General features: G+C 37.4%; 5 protein-coding genes. All 5 read right to left on the bottom strand.

All coding sequences use genetic code 11. From position 1 onward, the window contains the following. Positions 1-105: 105 nt before the first annotated feature. Positions 106-540: a hypothetical protein gene (locus MKX31_RS27750; protein WP_002004029.1), complete on the bottom strand. Its 435-nt coding sequence runs from the start codon at positions 538-540 to the stop codon at positions 106-108. Positions 541-1,953: 1,413 nt separating this feature from the next. Further along, complete coding sequence (locus tag MKX31_RS27745) at positions 1,954-2,676, bottom strand: thioesterase II family protein (protein WP_064474287.1); 723 nt, start codon at positions 2,674-2,676, stop codon at positions 1,954-1,956. Next, positions 2,663-3,367, bottom strand: a complete 705-nt coding sequence (locus MKX31_RS27740) for a 4'-phosphopantetheinyl transferase family protein (RefSeq protein WP_088047357.1) — start codon at positions 3,365-3,367, stop codon at positions 2,663-2,665. The genes MKX31_RS27745 and MKX31_RS27740 overlap by 14 nt, the downstream gene beginning before the upstream one ends. Before the next feature lie 363 nt (positions 3,368-3,730). Next, entirely contained in the window at positions 3,731-18,613 is a 14,883-nt protein-coding gene (locus tag MKX31_RS27735) for a non-ribosomal peptide synthetase (protein WP_340981783.1), read from the bottom strand. Beyond that, positions 18,610-25,080 (bottom strand): non-ribosomal peptide synthetase, encoded by a 6,471-nt coding sequence (locus MKX31_RS27730; protein WP_222655516.1) that lies wholly within the window; start codon positions 25,078-25,080, stop codon positions 18,610-18,612. The genes MKX31_RS27735 and MKX31_RS27730 overlap by 4 nt, the downstream gene beginning before the upstream one ends. Position 25,081: the final 1 nt, after the last annotated feature.

Here is a 25,081-nt window from a genome sequence, read left to right as displayed (position 1 = left end):
TGTTTCAAGCATCTGACATATGTTATTCAAAATATTTTAATACATTAAAAATTGATAAACTCCTGTTCGTAAGAAACCTTCAATTTTATTCAAAGATGATTCCAATTACGTCCACATTAGATCTCCTGTAGAAATCTTTTTAACAATTAAGCCCCTTCTTCCCTTATTTATAATTTTTAAATTAAACTGCCCTCTATGGTACAATAAAGATGTGTTGTTTTCTACTGGGGTATGTCGTAAAATCAGAAGGGATTTTATCTCTTTTACCTTTTTTTCAGAGTAACTTTCACCACTAGGAAACTCTATTATTCCTAATGTAATCTTTAATTCGCTTTCATCAAAAGTCCAATCCTTATTAAGTTCCCTTATCTTTTGTATAAAGCTTCTTTTGGTTTTTCCTATATAGATCAATGTTTCATTTTTAGCATATACTCTAGAGATTGCAAATATTCCCTTCTTAAAAGCTTCTTCTCTACTATAAAAATCATTTAAACTATACAATCCATACCATTTAATATGTACTTTTTCTATTAATCTCACCTCATTTTTAGATAATATTATAATTTCTGAATGTTCGAATTATTGTGGATACATAGCCTTGATTACTTGAATTATAAATAGTGCTTTTCAATAATACATTTTATTATTACTAATTTCAATAATGCAGAAAAAATACAATATTATAGTTTAATTACAAAACTATCTAAAAACAAAGTGATGTCGTACCAAATATTTTATTTTTTTCAATATCAGACTATCGTGAACAAAAGTTAGAGAGTTATGGAATAAAATATAATGTGCATTTACATGCATTTCTTTTTAAAAAATGTTTTGTAATTGCAACTGAATTAAAAAAATATAGATTTTTATGACTCCTTTCGGGGGATATTGTAAAGTGGGATCTTATATATGCACATTACTATACCGAACTAGATTTCGGTATAGTAATTTTTTGTAACTCATTGATTTTTTACCAAACACGTATAAAAATTAATAGTATGAAAATAAAAAAGAACCTGCAAATCTGCAGATTCCCCTGATAATAATTTATATAAGTAAGACTCGAAAATATAATACAATGATTCAAAAATAAGTTCAAGTAAATCAAAAGAACCCGCTGGAGTTAGGGTTCTTTCAGAAGTGATGATGTTTTCTCAGCTTCGCAAAGTGAGAAAATACAAGAATATAATACATCGAGATTTAGAGAATTTCAATAATTAATAGATAAGGAATATTTTATTTATTATGCAATGCTTGTGTTTTTTTATTCAAAATATATTATAATCTATTTATTTAGATATTATTCAGAAAGTATAAAACTGTTAACTAAATATCGGAGTATTTTTACATATTCTATTAATACTATTAATTCTTTCTTCAAAAATTCCCCTAAAATGAAAAGATACGATATTCTTTCTGTAGAATCATAGGAAAGGATGGCGTTTCTTTTAATTTTATGGAGTACTAATTATTTCTTTTTTTATAATAAGAAAGGAAATTTATTATCATAAAGTATACCTGAGTCTATTGGTTTCCTAGCCCGAAAGAGATAAATAGCTTTGTTCCCATTCATGAAATAGTACAATGTATGCACAATTACATATCTAATTAATTGCTTTTAGTGTTATATTTTAATAGCGATGAATGCTATTATTTCATAAGTTGTCAACAAGCGTTATGTATGAGAAAAAGGAAGGGGCCAAATAGACCCTTCCTTTTTCTACTAATTAACTAAATTACTCTCTGGTAAAAATTTAAAAAGTGTTGCAAATAAGTTGCATCACTTTTTTAGATAAATACGGGAAGTAACTCTTACGATTCAATGAGTCTTTTTTCCTACCTTTGAAAAGTTCGTTTAGGCTTCAATGCCCTTATTCAGTGATATTTCAGCAGTTCCTTTATTTTTCATATTTAATATTTTGTTCCTAAGCCATGAATATACTTAGAAAACCTCTAAAAACTATTTGATAATCTTTTAAAATCTAACTTTCTTATAATACTCTTTGCTATTTCTTCAATATTTTCATTTAGAAAGAAATGATTACCTTCAAAAGAATGAAGAGTACACGTTTTACTTGTATATTGCTCCCATTTTATTACTTGATCATATGTAGTAAATTCATCATTTTCCCCATTAAATATAAGAAAATCAATATCACACGGTTGTATATTATTGTCATGAATATATGTCTCGACAATTTTAAAATCTGCTCTTAGAATTGGGAGAAAAATCTCCATTAATTCTTCTGATTGAAGTACCCCGGACGGTGTACCTCCCATTGCAATAACTTCTCTTTTAAATTGCTCATTAGAAAGATTATGTCGGATATTTTTTATTTTACTATTTGGATGATTTCTACCGGACAAAACAAGAAATTCAGGCGATACGTTTTTAGAATCTTTTATTTTTCTGGCTACTTCATAGGCGATCAAACTTCCCATGCTATGCCCGAATAGAATGTAGGGCGAATCATCTATCTGCATAACTATTTTATTGTAGACATCATTCACAGCCTCTTCCATACTTTGGTACAAGTTTTCTTCAATTCTATATCCTCTACCAGCTAACTCTATCGGGACTACCTCAATATATGGATTAAAGTGATTTTTCCATTTTGCGTAACTAAACGCAGATCCCCCAGCATGTGGAAAGCAAAAAAGTTTAGTCTTCTGCATTGATTTTCTCCTTACTTTCAAATTTGTATATATTTTGGCAAATTGCATAAATGTCTTTAATTATTATCTCTTGCGGAAATTCATCCCTTGTTGCACAAGCAGATATCTTATAATTTGGCTCAATGTTATATTGTCTAAAGTAAAAGTTTTGAGGTATATACTTATATGAAATTAAAGTTGGTGACTCTTTTTTTATAGAGAATGAATTTAACGGGATATAAAGCCCTTTTCCAATCGTTTTTATATAACTTTCTTTTAATGTCCATAAATCATAAAAATAATTAATTTGTTCATCAGCATTTATATTAGATATATCATAAAATTCTTCCTCTGAAAAAAATTCATTTGCTAATTTAAGAGCCTCTATCTCTGAAACCTTTTCTATATCAATACCCACATTAAAATTAGCAGTAGTACAAACCACCCATTCTCCTGAATGTGACAGATTAAAATGAAAGTCAGAAAAATTTTCAACAAAAGGTTTTCCATACTCATTATATATAAATCTAATTTCTTCATTATTAATTTTATACTTTTGGCAGATTAGAGATCGGATTAGTAAATCCCCTATCAGGGTCCTATTAACGTCGCATGAGTTTAATAAACGCTTCATTCGTTCTTTCTTCTCATTTGAAACCAAGTTACTAAGTTGCTTAAACAAATGACTTTCAATATTCTTTGGTATTTTCACAGCTTGAATGTGTATGATAAATCACTTCCTTTTTTAAAGGATGGCTTCATATATGTGCGTTACATAAATTCAAATTAACTTTATTAAATTGCAAATACAATAGAAAAGGTGCATATTTACATATCAATGAAAATATACACCTTTCCTCAGTAATATCATCAAAGCATTAGCTTCTATTACAAAAAATGGAGAGCATTTACATCATTCTATGAGCAGCTCATATAGGTTTCTATGTCTCTATCAAGTAAATTTTCCATTATCCTCTTAAAAAGTAATACTCTTGATATATTCATTATTGCCTACACTTTATTTGCAGTTATTGGGCTGCCCTTTTCGTTCATAGCGTTGCATCTTTTGCACTCTCTACTTTTCAGTAAATGAAAGGGATGTTTCTTTTATCCCTTCAAATTCATTTAATAGGTACTTAGCTATCTTTTCAACTGCGGGGAAGTCTACTATTTCCTCATGTGATCCAGGGACAGAATACTTATTTACTCTTCCTTTTAATAAAGGTCCCCAATTTGTAAACAACTCTTTTCCTTCCTCAGCACTAAAGTAGATAACTTCTCCAAAGTATGGTATCAAATCATTCTCTGCCATTAAGTTCAGGCATTTCCTATGAGCATTGATAACTTGCTTCAAATTCATAAGATTTGCATCAGGCGGGAGTACTCCTTCCATAATTAATCGCTCCACAAGCATATCTTGCTTATGGACGAGGCCTTCTTCCTGCTCAGTAAGATCTCTAGGAATGAAATGTTCAGATATATATGAGAGCATATCCTCCCTTGTTTTACGATCTTGCTCTGAAGGTACTTTAGTATCCATTAGTACCAAAAACTCAACTTCCTCTCCTTGATTCCTTAATACAGTTGCAATTTTATAAGCAATTGCACCGCCTAAAGACCATCCTCCAAGACGATATGGGCCTTCTGGCTGAACACGTTTTATTTCTTCAATGTAAAGTTGAATTACTTCCGGCAAGGTCAAATCATCAATTTCTCTCTTTTCTATGAGAGGATTCTGTAAACCATAAAATGAACAGTGGTTCTTAAGCAATCTTGCTAGTTGAATGTAACAGAATACATTCCCCATAAACGGATGAACGCAGAAGAAAGATCTTTTTTCTGATTCTTGCAGTGGAACCAGCGCTGATACTGATTTCGTCATATCATGCTTATCACGAATAAGGCATGCGATTCCTTCCACTGTTGGATTCTTAACCAATGTAGACACCTTAATCTCTTTTCCAAACTTCTCCCTAATTTTTGAAACTAATTTAATTACAAGGAGAGAGTGTCCCCCTCTATTAAAGAAATCATCATTTACATAGACAACTTCTATCTGTAACAAATCCTGCCAGATTTTAATCAACTGATATTCAATTTCATCCCTTGGAATGATTGGTGTAGAGAAGTTATTTTCTCTTTGAATAGTTAAATTGTTCAATGCCTTTCGATCAACTTTTCCATTCGTTGTAAGAGGAATCTCGTCTATCTTAATAAAGTGTGCAGGAACCATATAATTCGGTACTTGTCTCTTGAGATATTCACGCCAATCATGCATACTTCCATCTCCAACTACATAAGCAACCAATCTCTGCTCTCCTAATTTATCCTCTGTTACCAAAACTACTGCTTCTTTTACCAATGGATGCCTCTCTAGATTCGCTTCAATCTCTTCAAGTTCAATACGAAAGCCCCTAATTTTCACTTGATTATCAATTCTTCTCAAGTAATCTAAATTACCATCAGGTAAATAACGAACCAAATCTCCCGTACGATATAAACGCTCTTCTTCATTAAATGGATGACGGATAAATCGCTCTGCTGTTAATTCTGGACGATTCAAGTATCCTCTCGCTATACCTGCACCACCGATATATAGCTCACCTGTTACACCAACTGGAACAGGTAACAAATTTTTATCCAATACATAAGTTTGAACGTTCGGCAACGGACGTCCAATTGTAACTTTCTTACTATCTGTTTGAATATGATAACACGTTGCATCAACCGTACATTCTGTAGGACCGTATACGTTATAAAAATCAATTTTTTCGGTCTCTACTAGCTGTTCCCATAATGACGGCATGATTGCTTCACCACCGACTAATATCTTACTTGGTACATGAACATCAGCACTTATTTCTAGCAATCCCCCATCTATAAGTAATTGAAGTAATGAAGGTGTCATATCAAACATTTCCAATTTATTCTCCCTAATATAGGACACAAATTGTTCCGGATTAGTGCGAACTTCACTTGGGATAATATATAAACTTGAACCATAAAGCAACATTTGTAATTGCTGAATAGATACATCAAAGGCAATTGACGCATTCAAACCGACGCGCATATTACTAGGTATCTCATGTGAGAAAACTTCTTTTTGTAAACCATAGGATAGGTTTATTACAGAATGGTGCTGTACTAAAGCCCCCTTTGGATTCCCTGTCGAACCAGAAGTATAGATAACATACGCTAAGTTTTCCCCTGTTACCTCACATATTGGTGAAAGTTTGCTTTCTTGAGAAAGCATTGCTTGGTCCCTATCTAGGCAAACTGTCTTGATGTCTTTAGGTATCCATCCTAGTAATACCTCATTTGTAACTAACACTTTAATTCCCGTGTCTTCTAAAATATATTGCAGGCGGCTTTCCGGATTAGATGGATCCAATGGAACATAGGCTGCTCCAGCCTTCCAAATTCCCATGAGACCAACAACCATCTCAACTGATCGATCAAAGCAGAGGCCAACTAATGACTCTGTCCCAATTCCACATTTCTGTAAATGATGGGCTAATTGATTAGCTCTTTCATTCATCTCTCGATACGTTAGTTGCTGTTTATCATCTACCAATGCCACCGCGTCAGGTGTACGATTTACTTGCTCTTCGAATAGTTGATGAATTACATTCTCACGTGGATAGGATATAGCATTATTATTCCATTCTTCCAATAGCCTTCTTTGTTCAGCCTCCGTAATATATACTAGTTCCGATAGATTTTGATCAATGTTTTTGAGCATTTGCATTAACACTTTGTGTAAATGACCCAACGTTCGTTCAATGGTTACTCTATTAAACTTACTACGGTCATACATTAACTTTAACGATAACTGGATTCCTGGAACTATAGCCAATCCTAGTGGGTAGTGGGTTTGTTCTACCCCTTTCAATTCACCAATTTCCAAATTTCCTGAAGATCCTTCTTTCACTGGATAATTTTCAAACACATATAAACAATTGAACAGCGGTGTACCTCTAGGAACCTCACTCCACCCCTGAATCTCTGTCAAAGAAGCATACTCATATTGTCTTCTTTCTATCTCTTCCTCTTGTATCTTCTGCAACCAATCTATTACTTTTATATCATCCATCAATTGAATTCGCGTCGGTGACGTTGTAATGAAAGGACCTACGATGTTTTCAACATCAATAATCTCCGTAGGACGCCCTGAGCTTGTTACACCAAAGACAATGTCATTTTCTCCACTATATCGGCTCATGAGATATGCCCATGCACCTTGAATTACTGTACTCAAAGTAAGTTTATTTCGTTTCGCCCATCCTTGTAACGCTTGAGTCTGCTCTTCTGATAAATAGGTAACCTTTTCTGTATAACCTTTTTCTTCCTCTTTACTTTCTAAGCCCAGCAAAGTTGGTGCAGTAAAACCTTTAAGCTTTTCTCTCCAGAATTGTTCCGCCTGCTCCTTATCTTGTTCCCTGAGCCATTGGATATATTTCTTATATGGTGAGGGTTTAGGTAACTTTACAGCTTTTCCATTCATTCTCTTCTGATAGACTGTAAGTAATTCATTAAAGACCAATGGTAAACTCCATCCATCCAGTAAAATATGGTGATGTGTCCAAACAATCCGATATTCTTCCTCACCTTCTTGAATGACCGTTACCCGCATCAATGGCGCTTCATCAAATTGGAAGGCTTGTTTTCGATCTAATGCCAAAAAGACTTTTCTTTTTTCCTCTATCTCTTTAGTTGTCATTGTACGCCAGTCTTCTTTGTTCACTTTAAATGGGATATTTTCATACACCACTTGTAATGGTTCTTCAATTTCGTCCCAAACAAATGCTGTACGAAAAATTTCATGCCGCTGAATTACAGATTTCCATGCCTGCTCAAAAGTAGGAATATCCATTTTTCCTTTAATCATAAAACTTAATTGCACTATATACGGTGCAACATGTTCATTCCCTTGGTCATGCAATGTGTGGAAAATCATACCTTCTTGCAAAGGTGATAGTGGATATAAATCAGTAATCTGATTGTTCTTTCCACGATTCATTTTGTTTAGTACATTTGTCAAACCTACTTGGTTAAGATTAGCCATTGCAAAATCCGAAATGGTCAGTGCAGATTCTCTATCTGAAGGTTGAATCAATCTGCTCAGTTGATATAGCATATTCTGTGCCATACTTTGAATCTTTGATTTGGCGAATTGTTCAACATTGTATACCCAAGTGAACTGAAGTTTTCCATTCGTTACAACCCCAATTACATCAATTACATGCGATCGCTTGGAACCGGCAGCATGATCTAAACGCTTAAATTCGTTCTCCGGCATAAACATTGCATCGCTAGAAAACATTTGATCAAATTGTCCAAGATAGTTAAAACTAATAGACGGTGTATGTTGAGAGCTCAATTGCTCACACATTGTTGCGTTCATGTAACGCAACACCCCATAATCAACACCCTTATTAGGAATTTTGCGAACTTGTTCTTTAACTGCTTTTAATGCTGCAATTGGCGTATTAGCACTAGTAATATTTAAATGAACTGGGTAAATACTTGTAAACCATCCCACGGTTCTCGATAAATCAACATCTTCAATAATCTCTTCTCGACCATGTCCCTCTAAATCTACGCTTAATATCGGCTGCCCCGTACATGCTGCTGTAGCTTGTACCAATGCTGCTAATAATACTTCATTGATTTGGACACGGTGAGTGCTTAAAGTCTCTTGCAATAACATACGGGTCTCATTCTCATTTAACACCACAGTAATTTCCTCAGTTACTGCGCTTACTGGATTACTTATAGTACCATCTACTGGCAGTATAACTACGTCTTGTTCACCCTGCTGCTCCCAGTAATGTAGCACTTCTTTTGATATTCCAGTTTCAGCGTAATGTTGTAATTTCTCCGACCATTCTTTAAAAGATGTACTCTTCATAGGTAATTGAATTTTTTGCCCTTGGACTGCTTGCGTATATGCTGTTTGCAAATCTTCCAATAAAATTCGCCAAGAAACACCATCCACGGCTAAGTGATGAATTGTCCAAAATAATCGGCCAGTCTTCTCACCTTCATCAAAATACACCATTCTCATTAACGGACCATCATGTAAATTCAATCTTTCTTGTGCAACATTAATCTCTTTTTGAATAACTTCATGCCAATCCGCTTCCGGCACTTCGTCTAATGAAATGACAGTCAGCATCAATTGTTCTTCAATTCCTTCATTCCACTGTTTCCAAGCCCCATTAGGTAAACGTTCATATCTTAAACGCAGGGCATCATGATGAAGTAGAAGGTTACGCGCTGCCTTTTCCAGTGATCCTATGTCCAATTTTTCTTTCGTTCTAAAGAACATGGATTGATTCCAATGATGTGGGTTAGGATGATTTTGTGCAAAAAACCTTTGCTGAATAGGTGTAAGTATCGTCTCTCCAGTTATAATTCCTTGTTCAGCTTGTACACCTTGTTCTTCTTTGACTACTAGCGCCAACTCAGCAATCGTTTGGTGTTCAAATAGTTGTTTTGGTGTCAACTGTAAACCAGCTTGCTTCGCACGAGAGACAATCTGAATGCTAAGAATTGAATCTCCACCAATTTCAAAAAAGTTATCATAAATACCAATACGTTTTGAACCTAGCACACTTTCCCAAATGATAGAAAGCTTATGTTCACGTTCATTTCTTGGGGCCGCGTACCCTTCTTGTGTTCCTTGATAATCTGGTATAGGTAACGATTTCCGATCAACCTTTCCATTTATGGTTAGCGGTAATTCTTTCATTTCGACAAAGTAGGAAGGTATCATATGGATTGGTAGTTTTATTTTAAGATACTCACGCCATTCTTCTAAACTGCCTTCGCCCACTATATAAGCTACTAACCTCTTATCTCCCGACTGATTTTCCCTAACTATTACAACTGCCTCTTTTATCAAGTCATGCTCCTGTAAAGTCGACTCAATCTCCCCAAGTTCGATTCGAAATCCTCTAATCTTCACTTGATTATCCATTCTTCCTAAATAGTCTATATTACCATCAGAAAGATATCTCACAAGATCGCCTGTTCTATATAATCTCTCGCCTTCTTTGAATGGATGAGAAATAAATCGTTCGGATGTTAACTCTGGACGATTTAAGTATCCCCTCGCTAGACCCGCTCCTCCGATATAAAGTTCACCCATCACACCAACTGGAACTGGCAACCCATTTCTATCCAATACATAAGTTTGAACGTTAGGCAACGGACGCCCAATCGTTACTCTTTCACTATCTTTTTTGATATGATAGCATGTTGCATCAACCGTACATTCTGTAGGACCATATACATTATAAAACTCAATTTTAACAGTCTCTACTAGCTGTTCCCATAATGACGGCATAATCGCTTCGCCGCCAACCAATACCTTACTTGGAACATGAACACCATCGTACGTTTCTAACAGTCCGGCATCTATAAGTAATTGAAGCATTGAAGGTGTTATATCAAAGATTGCTAACTTGTTCTCCCTAATATAAGCTACAAACTGTTCCGGATCACTTCGTACTTCATTCGGAATAATATACAAACTTGAACCATACAACAGCATTTGTAATTGCTGAATAGATGCATCAAAGGCAATTGACGCATTTAAACCGACATGCATGTTAGATGGTATCTCATGTTCGAAAACCTCTTTTTGTAAACCATGCGACAAGTTTATTACAGAATGATGCTGTATCAAGACACCCTTTGGATTCCCCGTCGATCCAGAAGTATAGATAACATACGCTAGGTTTTCTCCTGTTACTTCACATTTTGGTGAAAGAATGCTTTCTTTTGAAATCATTGCCTGATCCCTATCTAGACAAACTGCCTTGACTTCTTTGGGTATCCAACCTCCTAATGACTCATTCGTAACTAATACTTGAATTTCAGTGTCCTCCAAAATATATCGTATGCGACTTTCTGGATATGATGGGTCCAATGGAACATATGCTGCTCCAGCCTTCCAGATCCCCATAATACCAACAATCATCTCAACTGAACGCTCAAAGCAAAGTCCAACTAATGATTCAGTCCCAATCCCACATTGCTGAAGATAGTGGGCCAATTGATTAGCTTTTTCATTAAGCTCTCGATATGTTAACTGCTGTTTTTCATCTACCACTGCTACCGCATCAGGTGTACGATTTACTTGCTCTTCAAACAGCTGATGAATCGTACTTTCCCGTAGATATGCTACAGCATTATTATTCCACTCTTCCAACTGTTTTTGCTGTAATCCTGATAATATAGGCAACTTAGCTAATGATTTATCAGGATTCTCCACGATTACATTCAACCAGTTCCCAAAATGTTCAGCCATGGATTCAATAGTTAAGCTGTCAAATAAATCAGTTCTATAAACAAAAGTAAGTAATAAACCCTCTTCCACTTCTGCAGCTGTTAAACTTAAATCAAACTTAGCGATTGGAGCATTACTTTCCATTACTTCTATATTTCTTCCATGTAGTTCTGGTAGCTTCTGTCCCGTATTTTGCAAAGTAAACATGGTTTGGAAAATCGGAGAATGGCTTGTATTTCGTTCAGGTTGGATAACCTCTACAATTTTCTCAAACGGAACATCTTGATACTCATATGCCTTCAATGCTTTTATCCGCACTTGAGACAACAACTCTTGAAATGCCGGTGCATTACTTAAATCAGCTCGATAAACCAATGTATTGACAAAGAAACCAATCAGTCCTTCAATTTCTCGATAATTTCGATTTGCAATTGGGCTGCCAACAATAATATCCGTTTGTCCCGTATAACGAGCAAGGAAACTTTGATACGATGCCAATAAGGTCATGAAAAGTGTGGCCCCTTCTTGACGACTTAGTTCGTTTAATTTATCCAGTAATGGGCGCGATAACAAAACATTATGAGTTAATCCATGGTGGGTTTGCACTGGCGGACGCGGACGATCCACTGGCAACATTAAGACTGGTAACTCACCAGATAATTCTTCCTTCCAATATGCAAGTTGTTGATATAGTACTTCATCTTTCAACCATTCTCTTTGCCACTGAGCAAAATCGGCATATTGAACTGGTAGTGGTTCCAGATCTGCTTGTTTTTCACCAATCGCATTCTCATAAAATGCCATCCATTCTTGAAGTAAGATTTCCATCGACCATCCATCTGAGATAATATGATGCATATTACACAGAAGAACCCATTCTTCTTCTGAAATTCTTATGAGTTTCCCACGGAACAATGGCCCTTGTTCTAAATCAAATGGAGATTCGACTTCAGTTTGAATCCATTGCTCCAACTTTCTTTCTCGCTCCTCTAATGAAAGCTTAGTTAAGTCCATTTGGAGAAGCGGACGGAAAACGTACGGTTGAATCTGCTGCACAGGATGGCCATCCTCTTCATAAAATACAGTCCGCAAAGATTCATGACGCTCTATCAACTGATTCCATCCCAACTCCAATCCCTCAGGTAACCAATTCCCTGTAAGGCGGCATGCCATTGGCATATTATAAAGTGCACTATTAGGTGCAAATTGATCAATAAACCATAAGCGCTGTTGGGCATAAGATAGTGGAATATTATTTCCGCGTTCCATCGGCACCAATGGTGGAATTTCTCGTTTTTCACTCCCCTTACGTAACTGATCTATTCGTTTCGATAATGCCTCGACCGTTGAATATTCGAACAGTTCACGTACCGGTAATTTGATTTGAAAGACTTCCTGTAAGCGTGAGACCACTTGTGTAGCAAGTAGAGAGTGACCACCAAGCTCAAAGAAAGAATCCTGAACACCAATTTCTTTTATTCCTAGCACTTGACTCCACACTGAAGCGATAAGTTCTTCCAGCGGAGTTCGTGGGTATACAGTATTTTCGGCGGATTGTTCACTAAGTATAGGCAATGCCTTCAAATCAAGTTTTCCATTCGGTGTAAGTGGTAAAAATTCCATCTCAATAAAGTTTGTTGGAACCATGTAATTTGGTAAATGTGTTTGTAGATGTTCTCGCCATTCATGTACACTTCCTTCACCAACTACATAAGCTACTAATCTCTTGTCACCTTGATTATCCTCTCGTACCAATACAACTGCTTCTTTCACAGAAGAATGTGCCTGCAAAACAGCTTCTATTTCTCCCAATTCAATCCGGAAACCACGAATTTTCACTTGGTCATCTATACGTCCATGGAACTGGAGATTACCATCAGAAAGATAACTTGCTTTGTCTCCTGTATAATAGAGACGTTCTCCTGACTTGAAAGGATGTGGAATAAATTTTTCCTTTGTAAGATCCGGACGATTAGCATATCCACGTGCAAGACTCTTCCCTCCAATATAGAGATCTCCAATTACACCAATTGGTACTAGCTGAAGATGAGAATCTAACACATAAACTTCTGTATTCGCAATCGGTCGACCAATCGATGGCGTACCTGTTGTCACTCCTACAGGTACATAACAATCTGTGGTAACAACGGTATTTTCCGATGGACCATACTGATTAATTACCGCAAAAGGAATATCGTTAGATGGGTACTGCGTTAATTGATCCCCACCAGTAATGATAAAACGAAGATCCGTTTTATCTGGCCAAGATAATTTCAAGAGCCTTTCCAGAATAGGCGTAGGTGCAAAGCTAGCTGTTATTCGTGAATCAATGAGCCAGTCCCTTAGTGCTTCTGGATTAATTCTCAGTTCCTCTGTTGACAAGTAGAGTGTTGCGCCAGCAGTTAGATACGGCCAAATCTCCTGGACAGCCGAATCAAAAGCAACCCCTGCAATCTGAGTCGCACGATCCTCTGCTGAAATATGATAAACTTCCTGATGCCAAGAAACCATATTCATTAATGAGCGATATTCAACCATGACACCCTTCGGTTTTCCTGTAGAACCAGAGGTATAGACAATATAGGCTAAGTTCTCTGGATTTATTTGACGTGTAGGTGCGATTACGCTTTCCACCGTTAATTCTTCTAACCTCACCATTTCGACGTGTGCGAAATGTCCTTCTTGTCCTTCCGCCGTCACTACAAATTGAATTCCTGCATCTTCAATCATGTATTCTAACCTTGATTTTGGATACAACGGATCTAAAACGACATAAGCTCCACCAGCTTTTAAAATGCCTAGTAAACTTGCCATCAGCTCAGCTGACCTCGGAAGATAAACTCCTACCACTGACTCTGGGGCTACTCCCTTTCGCTGTAAAACATTTGCCAACTGATTTGCTTGTGTATCCAGTTCACCATAAGTCCACTGTTTTGTTTGATCAACTACCGCAATCGCATCAGGACGCCTTGTTACTTGCTCCTCAAATCTGTCGCAAACAAGACCCTGATGAGACATTTCCATTACAGTGTCATTCCATGTTTCTAATAACAAAGTACGCTCGGGTTCTGATAGCATGCTCAGGTCATGCAACGGATTTTGTGGGCGATGAGAAACTTCATGTAACCATTTCTCAAAGTGTCCTGCCATCCGTTCAATAGTAGTAGCATTGAATAAATCCTTATTGTACTCAAAAGTAAAAAGTAAACCCTCTTCCGTCTCAGCTGCCATTACACTTAAATCAAACTTTGCAATTGGACTATGGCTTTCTATCATTTCAATACTTCTACTAGATAACACCGGAAACTCTTGTTTCATATTTTGCAAAATGAACATAGTCTGGAAGATTGGCGAATGACTTGTACTTCGCTCCGGTTGCACAACTTCTACAATTTTTTCAAATGGAATATCTTGATATTCATACGCCTTCAATGCCTTTTGACGAACCTGATACAGTACATCTTGAAATGTCGGTCTACCACTCAAATTAGCTCGATAAACCAGCGTGTTAACGAAGAAACCAATTAGTCCTTCAATTTCTCTATAATTCCGATTCGCAATTGGGCTTCCGACCAGAATATCTTCTTGTCCCGTATAACGAGATAGAAAACTTTGATATGCAGCTAAAAGCGTCATGAAGAGTGTAGCCCCTTCTTTTCGACTAAGTTCATTCAATTTATCATGTAGCGTGCTTGGCAGAACCAGAGTGTATATCGACCCGTGATGAGTTTGTATTGCGGGACGCGGGCGATCGATAGGAAGTTGGAGTACAGGAAGCTCCCCAGACAATTCTTCCCTCCAATATTGGAGTTGTTGATCCAGCACCTCCTCCTTTAGCCATCCTTTTTGCCACTGAGCAAAGTCGGCATATTGAACCGGTAATGGTTCAAGTTCCGCTACCTTTCCATCCGTTGCTTTCTCATAAAATGCCATCCATTCTTCAAGTAGGATTCCCATTGACCATCCATCTGAAATGATATGATGTAGAGTACAAAGGAGTATCCATTCTTCCTCTCCCACGTGCAAAATACTTGTCCTGATTAATGGACCCTCTGTTAAATCAAATGGCACTTCTGTTTCTTGTTGAATTAAACGTTTAACTTCTTCTTCTTGATCTTCAGAAGAAAGCATAGTTAAATCCGTTTTCGGAATTGATTGAAAAGCATACGGTTCAATTTGCTGTACGGGTTGACCGTTCACTTCGTGAAAGACCGTCCGCAGTGATTCATGACGTTCTATTAGTTGATTCCATCCCGTTTCCAATGCTTCAAGTAGCCAATTCCCTGTAAGGCGGCATACCATTGGCATATTGTAAAGGGCACTATTAGGTGTAAATTGATCAATAAACCATAAGCGTTGTTGGGCATAAGATAGTGGAATAGCTTCTCCTCGTTTCATTGGTATTAGCGGCGGAATCTCTCGTTTTTTATTTCCTTTACGTAACTGATCTAATCGCTTTGCCAGTGACTCCACCGTTGTATATTCAAATAGTTCACGTACTGGTAAGTCGATTTGAAAAATTCCCTGTAAACGTGACATTACTTGAGTAGCTAGTAGTGAATGACCACCGATTTCAAAAAAGGAATCCTGAACACTAATGTTTTTTATTCCTAACACTTGGCTCCAAACGGAAACGATAAGCTCCTCCACTGGTGTTCTTGATGAAGTAATATCTTCACTTATGAACTGTTCTTCTAATTCCAGTAAGGCTTTCCGATTCACCTTACCATTTGGAGTGAGTGGCATACCTTCAATTTTGAAAAAGTATGCCGGAACCATATAATGTGGCAGTTGCTTCTTGAGATATTCACGCCACTCCCCAGTATCCCCTTCACCCACTACATAAGCTACTAACTGCTTATCTCCTGGTCGATCTTCCTTCACCAACACGACTGCCTCTTTTACAGATGAGTAATCATATAAAGCTGCTTCAATTTCTCCCAATTCAATTCGGAATCCTCTAATTTTAACTTGGTTATCTATCCTTCCAATATATTCCAAGTTACGATCATTCATATATCTCACCAAGTCACCCGTTCGATATAATCGTTCTCCGTCCTTAAAGGGATGCGGAATAAAACGTTCAGTAGTTAAATCTGGTCGATTGAAGTAGCCACGTGCCAATCCTACTCCTCCAAGGTAAAGTTCCCCTGCCACACCAATCGGGACCACTTGTTGATATTGATCTAACACATACAACTCTGTATTATCAATCGGACGACCAATCGGAATAAGCATTGCTTCTTTTTCTAAATCACAATCATAATAAGTCACATCCACAGTCGCTTCAGTAGGACCATACAAGTTAATTAACTTTGTTTGCTGAACATTGTAAAAGATCCCCTTAAACCGGCGAACCTGCTCAGTGTTTAACGCTTCTCCACTAGTAAAAACTTGAATTAAAGACGAGACATCCCTTTTCGAATTATATAGTTCCATATAATCTAAGAAAGTAGATAACATCGACGGAACAAAATGCATGGTGGACACACGATATCGCTCAATATACTCCTCAATCACCGCAGGATCTTTCTCTCCTCCAGGTGGAAGTAAACAAACACGTGCTCCTACAAATGACCACCAAAATAATTCCCAGACAGAAACATCGAACGAAAACGGTGTCTTTTGTAGGATTGTATCCTCCTCGGCCAATGGATATTTTTTCTGCATCCACTGTAGGCGATTGATAACGGAATGATGTTCAATCATTACCCCCTTTGGATTTCCCGTCGAACCCGAAGTGTATATAATATAGGCTAAGTTATTTGCTGTTACTCCACTTACCGGGGCTAAATTACTCTCTTTAGAAATCATCGCTTGATCCCGGTCTAAACAAATTGCTTGGATATCTTTAGGTAACCAGTCCTGTAGTGTTTCTTTTGTTAACAGCACTTGAATTTGTGAATTCTCCAAAATATATCTCAGGCGGTTTTCGGGATAACTTGGGTCCAGTGGGACATAAGCCCCACCTGCCTTCAAAATCCCAAAGAGACCGATAATCATATCAGGAGAACGTTCAATACATATACCGACCAATGATTCAGGTCCGATACCTCGTTTTTGTAAAAAATGCGCCAATTGATTCGATTTTTCATTAAGTTCTTGATACGTTAGCTTTCCACCCTCATAAACTACCGCCACTGCATCAGGTGTCCGTGCAACTTGCTGCTCAAATAGCTCATGAATCATACAATCATGACCATAAACTACGTCCGTATCATTCCATTCTTCTAGGAGTTGTTTTTGCTCAGTATCCGATAACATTGACAGCTTTGTATATGATTCATCTGGATGATACGTGATTTCATTTAGCCAGTTCTCAAAATGTCCTGCCATACGTGCAATGGTACTACTATCAAATAAATCCGTGTTGTATTCAAATGAGACAAATAGACCTTCTTCCACTTCATAGGCAGTTAAGCTCAAATCAAATTTAGCAATAGACATATTACTTTCTACCATTTCAATACTTCTATCAGTCAAATCTAGTCGTTCTTGTTTTATATTCTGTAGCGTAAACATGGTCTGAAATATAGGGGAATGACTCATGCTTCGTTCAGGTTGCACAGCTTCTACCACTTTTTCAAATGGTATATCTTGATATTCGTAAGCTTTTAACGCCTTTTTCTTTGTTTTGTTCAAAATCTCTCGAAAAGTAGGGGTGCCACTCAAATCTGATCGATAAACCAACGTATTAACAAAGAAACCAATTAATCCTTCTACTCCCTTATGGTTCCGATTTGCAATCGGACTACCAACTAGAATATCTTTTTGTCCCGTATAACGAGCAAGAAAGCTCTGGTATGCGGCCATTAAAGTCATAAATAAAGTAGATCCTTCTTGTCGACTTATATCCTTCAATTGACTGAGCAATTTATAAGGAAAAATCACATGATACGCAGCCCCAGAGTAAGTCTGCTTAACCGGTCGAGGTCGATCCACTGGCAGTTGTAAGATAGGAAGCTCACCAGACAATTCTTCCTGCCAATACGTAAGCTGACGATTTAGCACATCACCTTGCAACCACTCCTTTTGCCACTTCGCAAAGTCTGCATATTGAATGGATAATGAACTTAATTTAGCAGGATTTCCGCCCGTTTCTTCTTCATAGAAAGCAAGGAATTCATTCATGAATATACCAATGGACCAAGCATCAGAAATAATATGATGCATCGTACACAGTAATAACCATTCATCCTTCTCTAATTGAACAAGCTGATTACGAATTAAAGGACCATTCATTAAATCAAATGGTTCTTGCGCTTCTCTCGCAATTAAACTATCTACCTCTTTTTCTTTTACTTCTAGAGGAAGTTGAGAGTAATCTCTTACAGGTAATGCTCTAGGAAGGAATTCGACAATTTGTTGCACAGGCTGTTCTCCTATTTCTTTAAAAACAGTTCGTAATGATTCATGACGTTCAATGAGTCGATTGAATCCCTTCTCTAATGCTTCAGGTATCCAATTTCCTTTTAGATGCCATACTGTTGGAATATTATATAAAGAACTGTTTGGGTTAAATCTGTCCATAAACCACAAACGTTTTTGTGCATAAGACAACGGGAGTGCTTCTTTATTCTCCTTTTTTTGCATTTGCTTCTGAAGCCATGCTCTCTTCTCAGGAGAAAGTGAACTCAGCTTTGCAAGTAAATCACTTTTCATTTTTTTACCCCTTCCTGAATCAAATTACTCTCGAATATCCCTTGTGCTTCTTCCTCTGATAGCTCTTCTAATTGCTTAAGCAGTTCTAGTAATTCTTCATCATTACTGACTTCTGCTTCTTTTTGAATATAGTCTTGAAGACTTACATTCTCCTTACTATCATTCTGAATTTCTTGATTTTTGTTATAGAGCAATTGATCAATCTGTTCTGCCAATTGCTGCACCGTATGAAACATAAATAAATCATGCAATGGTATCTCAATTCCAAAAGCCTCTTTAAGACTGGAAACAGCTTGCGTAGCAAGTAATGAGTGACCACCTATTTCAAAAAACGAATCCTGAATTCCGATGTTTTCCATACCTAAAACTTCATTCCATATTGAAACGATTGTTTTTTCCGTAGGCGTACGAGGAGCAATATAACCACTTGCTATCTCCTGTTTCTCTGGTGCTGGTAAGGCCTTCCTATCAATTTTTCCATTTGGAGTGAGTGGAAATGCATTCAATCCGACAAAATAGGCTGGAATCATATAATTTGGTAGCTGGTCCTTGAGATAATCACGCCACTTTTGAGCATCCCCATCTCCTACAACATAAGCAATCAAACGTAGATCACCAGGATAATCTTCCCTCACCGTCACAATAGCTTCGTTAACTAATGTATGCTTTTGTAATGTCGCTTCAATTTCTCCTAGTTCAATCCGGAACCCACGAATTTTTACCTGATGATCGATTCGGCCAAGATACTCCAAATTTCCATCCGGCAAATACCTTACTAGATCTCCAGTCCGGTATACTCGCTCCCCTTCTTTAAATGGATGTGGTATAAAACGATCTTCCGTTAAGTCAGGGCGGTTTAAGTATCCACGTGCTAATCCCGATCCACCAATGTACAGCTCACCAACTACACCAATTGGAACCATTTTTTGTTCAATACTTAGTACATATACTTCTGTATTGAAGATTGGTTTACCAATTGGAGGTACCCTATGGACGACACCTTTTTCTAATTCCATATAAGTGGAATAAGTAGTATCTTCGGACGGTCCATATAGGTTGTACACCTTCTCAACCGTACTTCTCTCATATAAATCTTGAACAAGTGAATATGACAATGGTTCTCCAGCCAAATTCACCACCTTTACCGAAGAAGGAAGTGTTTTTGCTCGAACCAGTTCCTTCGCTGCCGATGGCACAGTATTGACTAAAGTCACATCCTTGGTAGACAACTTGTCTAGATGTAGAGCATTTTCAGCGACAATCACCTTACCACCCATCGTTAGGGGAACAAACACTTCAAAAACAGATAGATCAAAGGATAGCGAAGTGGAGGCCAACACTCCCGCTAAATCCTTTCGGGAATATGTGTGATGCGCCCAACGAATCATTGTTACTGTACTCCTATGCTCAATCATTACTCCCTTTGGATTTCCAGTGGAACCTGAAGTATAGATAATATAGGCTAAGTTATCGCCCGTCACTTCACTCGTACACACCGTAGTTACTTCTTGTTCTATTTCTACTCGATCACGATCAATACAAATCACGTCAACGGATCTAGGTATAACCATTTTTTGTTGTAATTTTTCCTGTGTTACTAGTACCTTTATTTGAGCATCCTCTAAAATGTATTGCAGCCGACTTTCCGGATACGCTGGATCTATTGGGACATATGCTCCTCCTGCCTTCATAATTCCTAAGAGGCCTACAATCATCTCAGATGAACGTGTAACACAAATCCCAACCAATGATTCGCAACCTACACCATTTTTCTGTAAATAATGTGCCAGCTGATTCGAGCGTTCGTCCAACTCTCGATATGTTAGTTCTTCATCTTCGCATACCACTGCAATTGCTTCTGGTGTTTTTTCTACTTGTTCTTCAAACAATGTATGAATCGCGCATTCTTCTATATCTATAACAGCTGATTCATTCCATTCTTCTAGTAATTGCTTATATTCTACTTTCGATAACATATTCAATTCTGATAATAAACATTTTGGATGAGAGACAATTTGATTTAACCAATGCTCAAAATGACTTGCCAGACGTTCAATGGTTGTATCATCAAACAAATCAGTATTGTATTCAAAGGTTAGTGATAATCCTTCTTCCGTCTCAGTAACAAATAAACTCAAATCAAATTTCGCTACAGAAGCATGGCTTTCCATGAGTTCCATTTGCCTTTCAGATAGCTGAGGAAATTCTTGCTTCGTATTCTGTAAAGTAAACATGGTTTGAAATATTGGTGAATGACTTGTATTCCGTTCCGGCTTTACGGATTCTACCACTTTCTCAAATGGGATGTCCTGATACTCGTATGCTTTTAGTGCTTTTTTTCTTACCTGCGACAAAAGTTCTTGGAACGTCGGATTTTCACTGAAATCAGCTCGATAAACCAACGTATTTGCAAAGAAACCTATTAATCCCTCAATCTCTTTAACATTTCGATTAGCGATTGGGCTTCCAACCAAGATGTCATCCTGTCCTGTATAACGAGAAAGGAAGCTTTGATACGCTGCCATCAATGTCATAAATAAAGTGCATCCTTCTTGCAGACTTAAATCTTTGAGTTTTTCCTGTAGGGAATTCGCCACCATTAAGGACTGACTTGCACCACGATGGGTTTGAACCGCAGGTCGAGGACGATCCATCGGTAATTGTAAAACCGGTAACTCCCCAGCCAATTCTTCCTTCCAATATCGAAGGTGCTGATCCAAATTCTCTTCTTTTTGCCATTCCTTCTGCCACATAACAAAGTCTGCATATTGGATAGATAACTCCTTCAATTCCGCCGGTTTTCCGCTTAGTGCTCCTTCATAAAAAGCCATCCATTCTTCAAGTAAAATCCCCATTGACCATCCATCTGAAATAATATGATGCATCGTACAAATGAGAACCCATTCTTCCCTGTCCACTTTCAATATTCGTGTTCGAATCAGAGGACCTTGTCCAAAATGAAATGGTTCCTCCGCTTCGTTTTGAATGAGCCGTTTCATTTCTCTTTCCCTATCTTCAAAAGAGAGATCTGTTAGATTCGATTGAGGGATATGTCTGAATACATGAGATTGAACCTGTTGGAAAGGTTCACCCTCTTGTTCTAGAATTATCGTCCGTAATGATTCATGACGCTCCAACAACTGATTCCATCCGACCTCCAACGCTTCAATTGACCATTTACCTGTTAAGCGACACGCTGCATGAATATTGTACATAGCACTATTTGACATTAATTGATCAATAAACCATAGACGTTTCTGCGCATAGGAAAGCGGAATAGCTTCTTCTCGTTTCATAGGTACAAGGGGGGCAGCCTCTCGTTTTTTATCTTCTTTTCGTAACTGATCTACTCGTTTCGCCAATGCCTCCACTGTATCGTGCTTGAAAAGTTCACGTAATGGGATTTTGATTTGGAACAATTCTTGTAATCGAGAAACAATTTGAGTAGCGAGTAGTGAGTGCCCACCCCGTTCAAAGAAGGAATCCTGAATACCGATATTTTCAGTTCCTAACACTTGACTCCAAACCGAGGCAATAAGCTCCTCCGATGGCGTCCGAGGTAGAACATTTAAACCTCCAATAGTTTGCTCATCAGGTACTGGCAAGGCCTTTCGGTCAATTTTCCCATTCGGAGTAAGCGGGAAGTGTTCTAACTCTACAAGGTGCGCTGGAATCATATGATTCGGTAATTGGTTTTGTAAATACTCTCTCCACTCTTGGGTATTTCCATCGCTCATTACATATGCAACCAATCGTTGATCACCTGGACGATCTTCTCTAACTAATACGACAGCCTCTTTAATAAACGAACATTTTTCTAAAGTCGCTTCAATTTCTCCTAATTCAATCCTAAAACCACGCATTTTGACTTGATGGTCCATTCTACCTATAAATTCTAAATTTCCATCAGTTAGATATCTTACTGAATCTCCTGTTCGATATAGTCGTTCCCCGAATCGATATGGATGCGAAACGAATTTTTCAGCAGTAAGATTCGGACGATTTAAGTATCCACGTGCTAAACCAGCACCACCAATATATAACTCACCCTCAATTCCTATTGATTGCAAGCGTTGATTTTGGTCTAATACATATAATTGCGTGTTCTGTATCGGCTGCCCAATAGAAACAAATTCTTGATTTGGCTGAATATCAAATGCATTCACATAAATAGTGGCTTCAGTTGGTCCATAAAAGTTGGTTAATTTCACTTGTCCACTATGATTCCATTTCTGTTGAAATCGTCTAACCAACCCTGAACTTAGTTCTTCCCCACCAGAAAATACATGGCGTACGGACGAACAATTCATGTTCAATTCAATATGATTGAAGTGATCTAAGAAAACAGATAACATCGAAGGTACAAATTGAACTATAGTAACCTGATGTTTTTTAATCACTTCAGCTATAATAGAAGGATCTTTTTCTCCACCTGGAGGCAGGAAAGATACACTTGCACCAACGTGAATACCCCAAAACAACTCCCAAACAGAGACATCAAATGAGAATGGCGTTTTCTGCAAGACCACATCCTTTTCAGAAAGTGGATATTTATGTTGCATCCATTCTAGATAATTGATTACTGAATGATGCTCAATCATTACTCCCTTTGGATTCCCTGTAGATCCTGAAGTATACATAACATACGCTAAACTTCTTCCTGTTACACCACTTATACATGGGGTTGTTTCTTCTTTTTCAATTGCAGTATAATCTTTATTCATACAAATCGTTTCAACATTTTCAGATACAAACAAATTTTTAGAATTCTCTTCCGTCACTAGTACTTCGATTCCAGCATCCTCTAATATATATCGAAGCCGACTCTCTGGATAAGTAGGATCAAGTGGAACATACGCTGCTCCTGATTTTAGAATACCTAATAACGCTATCATCATTTGTAATGAACGTTCTATATATACCCCAACCAGAGACTCTGAGCCTACACCACGCTTTTGTAAATAATGAGCTAGCTGATTCGCACGCTCCTCCAACTCTTTATAGGTAATTTGTTCATTTTCGTAAATAGCCGCGATTGCTTCCGGCGTTTTTTTAACTTGCTCCTCAAACATCGTATGAATCATGCCTTCAGCCGAATAATTTACTTGAGTATGATTCCATTCCTCTAATAACTGTATCTGTTCTTCCGCTGTTAAATGAGTAATTTCAAAGAGTTTTGAATCTAGGCTCTTCGTCATCTGAATTAATATTTGCAATAAGTGATTCTGAATCCAATTTATTGTTTCTTCATTAAAATAGCTTCGATCATACATCAACTTTAAAGTAATTTTCTTACCAGGCATTACAATGAGTGTTAAAGGATAATTTGTTTGTTCCGCGCTTTTAACATCTAGTAATCTTAAATCATCATTTCTCTCACCTTGAATTGGATAATTTTCAAACACATACAAGGTATGAAATAAGGAGCTATTTCGCGGAACCTCACTCCACCCTTGAATATCTATCAATGAATTATACTCATATTGTCTTCGTTCCATTTCTTTCATCTGTATTTTATGAAGCCAATCTACTACAGATGTATTATCCGTTAATCGAATTCTAGTAGGTAATGTGTTAATAAATAGGCCTACCATATTCTCTGCTCCTATCAAATCAGTAGGACGTCCAGAGCTAGTCACGCCAAATACGATGTCACTTTCACCGCTATACCTACCCATCAAATAGGCCCATGCTCCTTGGACTAATGTATTCAATGTTAATCGACTATTTCGTACCCACTCTTGTAAATTCTCAGTGAATTCCTCAGATACCTGATAAACACACTCTCCATAGCCCTTCTCCTGCCCTTGATCCTTTCTTTCCATCGCTAATGGCGTAGGTGCATAGAACCCTTTTAATTCTTCTTTCCAAAATTCCTCTGCTTGACTTTGATCTTGTTTATTTATCCACTGGATATATTTTTTATAAGGAAGAGATTTAGGAAGATTCAACAATTCTCCCTTTATCATCTTGAGATAAACTTCCATCACTTCACTAAAGACCAATGAAACACTCCAACCATCTAGCAAAATATGATGATGTGTCCAAATAATTCTCGTCTCCCCTTCTGCTTCTTTAATCGCAGTGACTCTCATCAATGGTGCTTCATCCAATAAAAATCCTTTCCTACGATCTGCAGTCAAAAACTGGTGTAATTTCTTCTCCTTCTCCTCATGTGAATGGGTACTCCAATCCTCTTGATGAATAGTAAAAGGAAGACGTTCATAAACTGCTTGTAGAGGTTTTTCTACTTCCTCCCAAACAAATACTGAGCGCAGTACCTCATGTCGTTGAATAACATATTCCCAAGCTTTTTCAAAAGTATCAACATCCAATTGCCCCCCGAGCAAGAAACCTACTTGTACAATATAGGAAAAAGAATATTCATCATCTTGATCGTATAAAGTATGAAACAGTATTCCTTTTTGCAAAGGTGATAAACCATATATATCAATAACGTCTCCCATT

The sequence above is a fragment of the Bacillus sp. FSL M8-0063 genome (genome assembly GCF_038005545.1).
GTDB lineage: Bacteria > Bacillota > Bacilli > Bacillales > Bacillaceae_G > Bacillus_A > Bacillus_A wiedmannii.
Note: the sequence above shows the minus strand (reverse complement) of the source record. Positions and strands in the feature narration are given on the sequence as shown.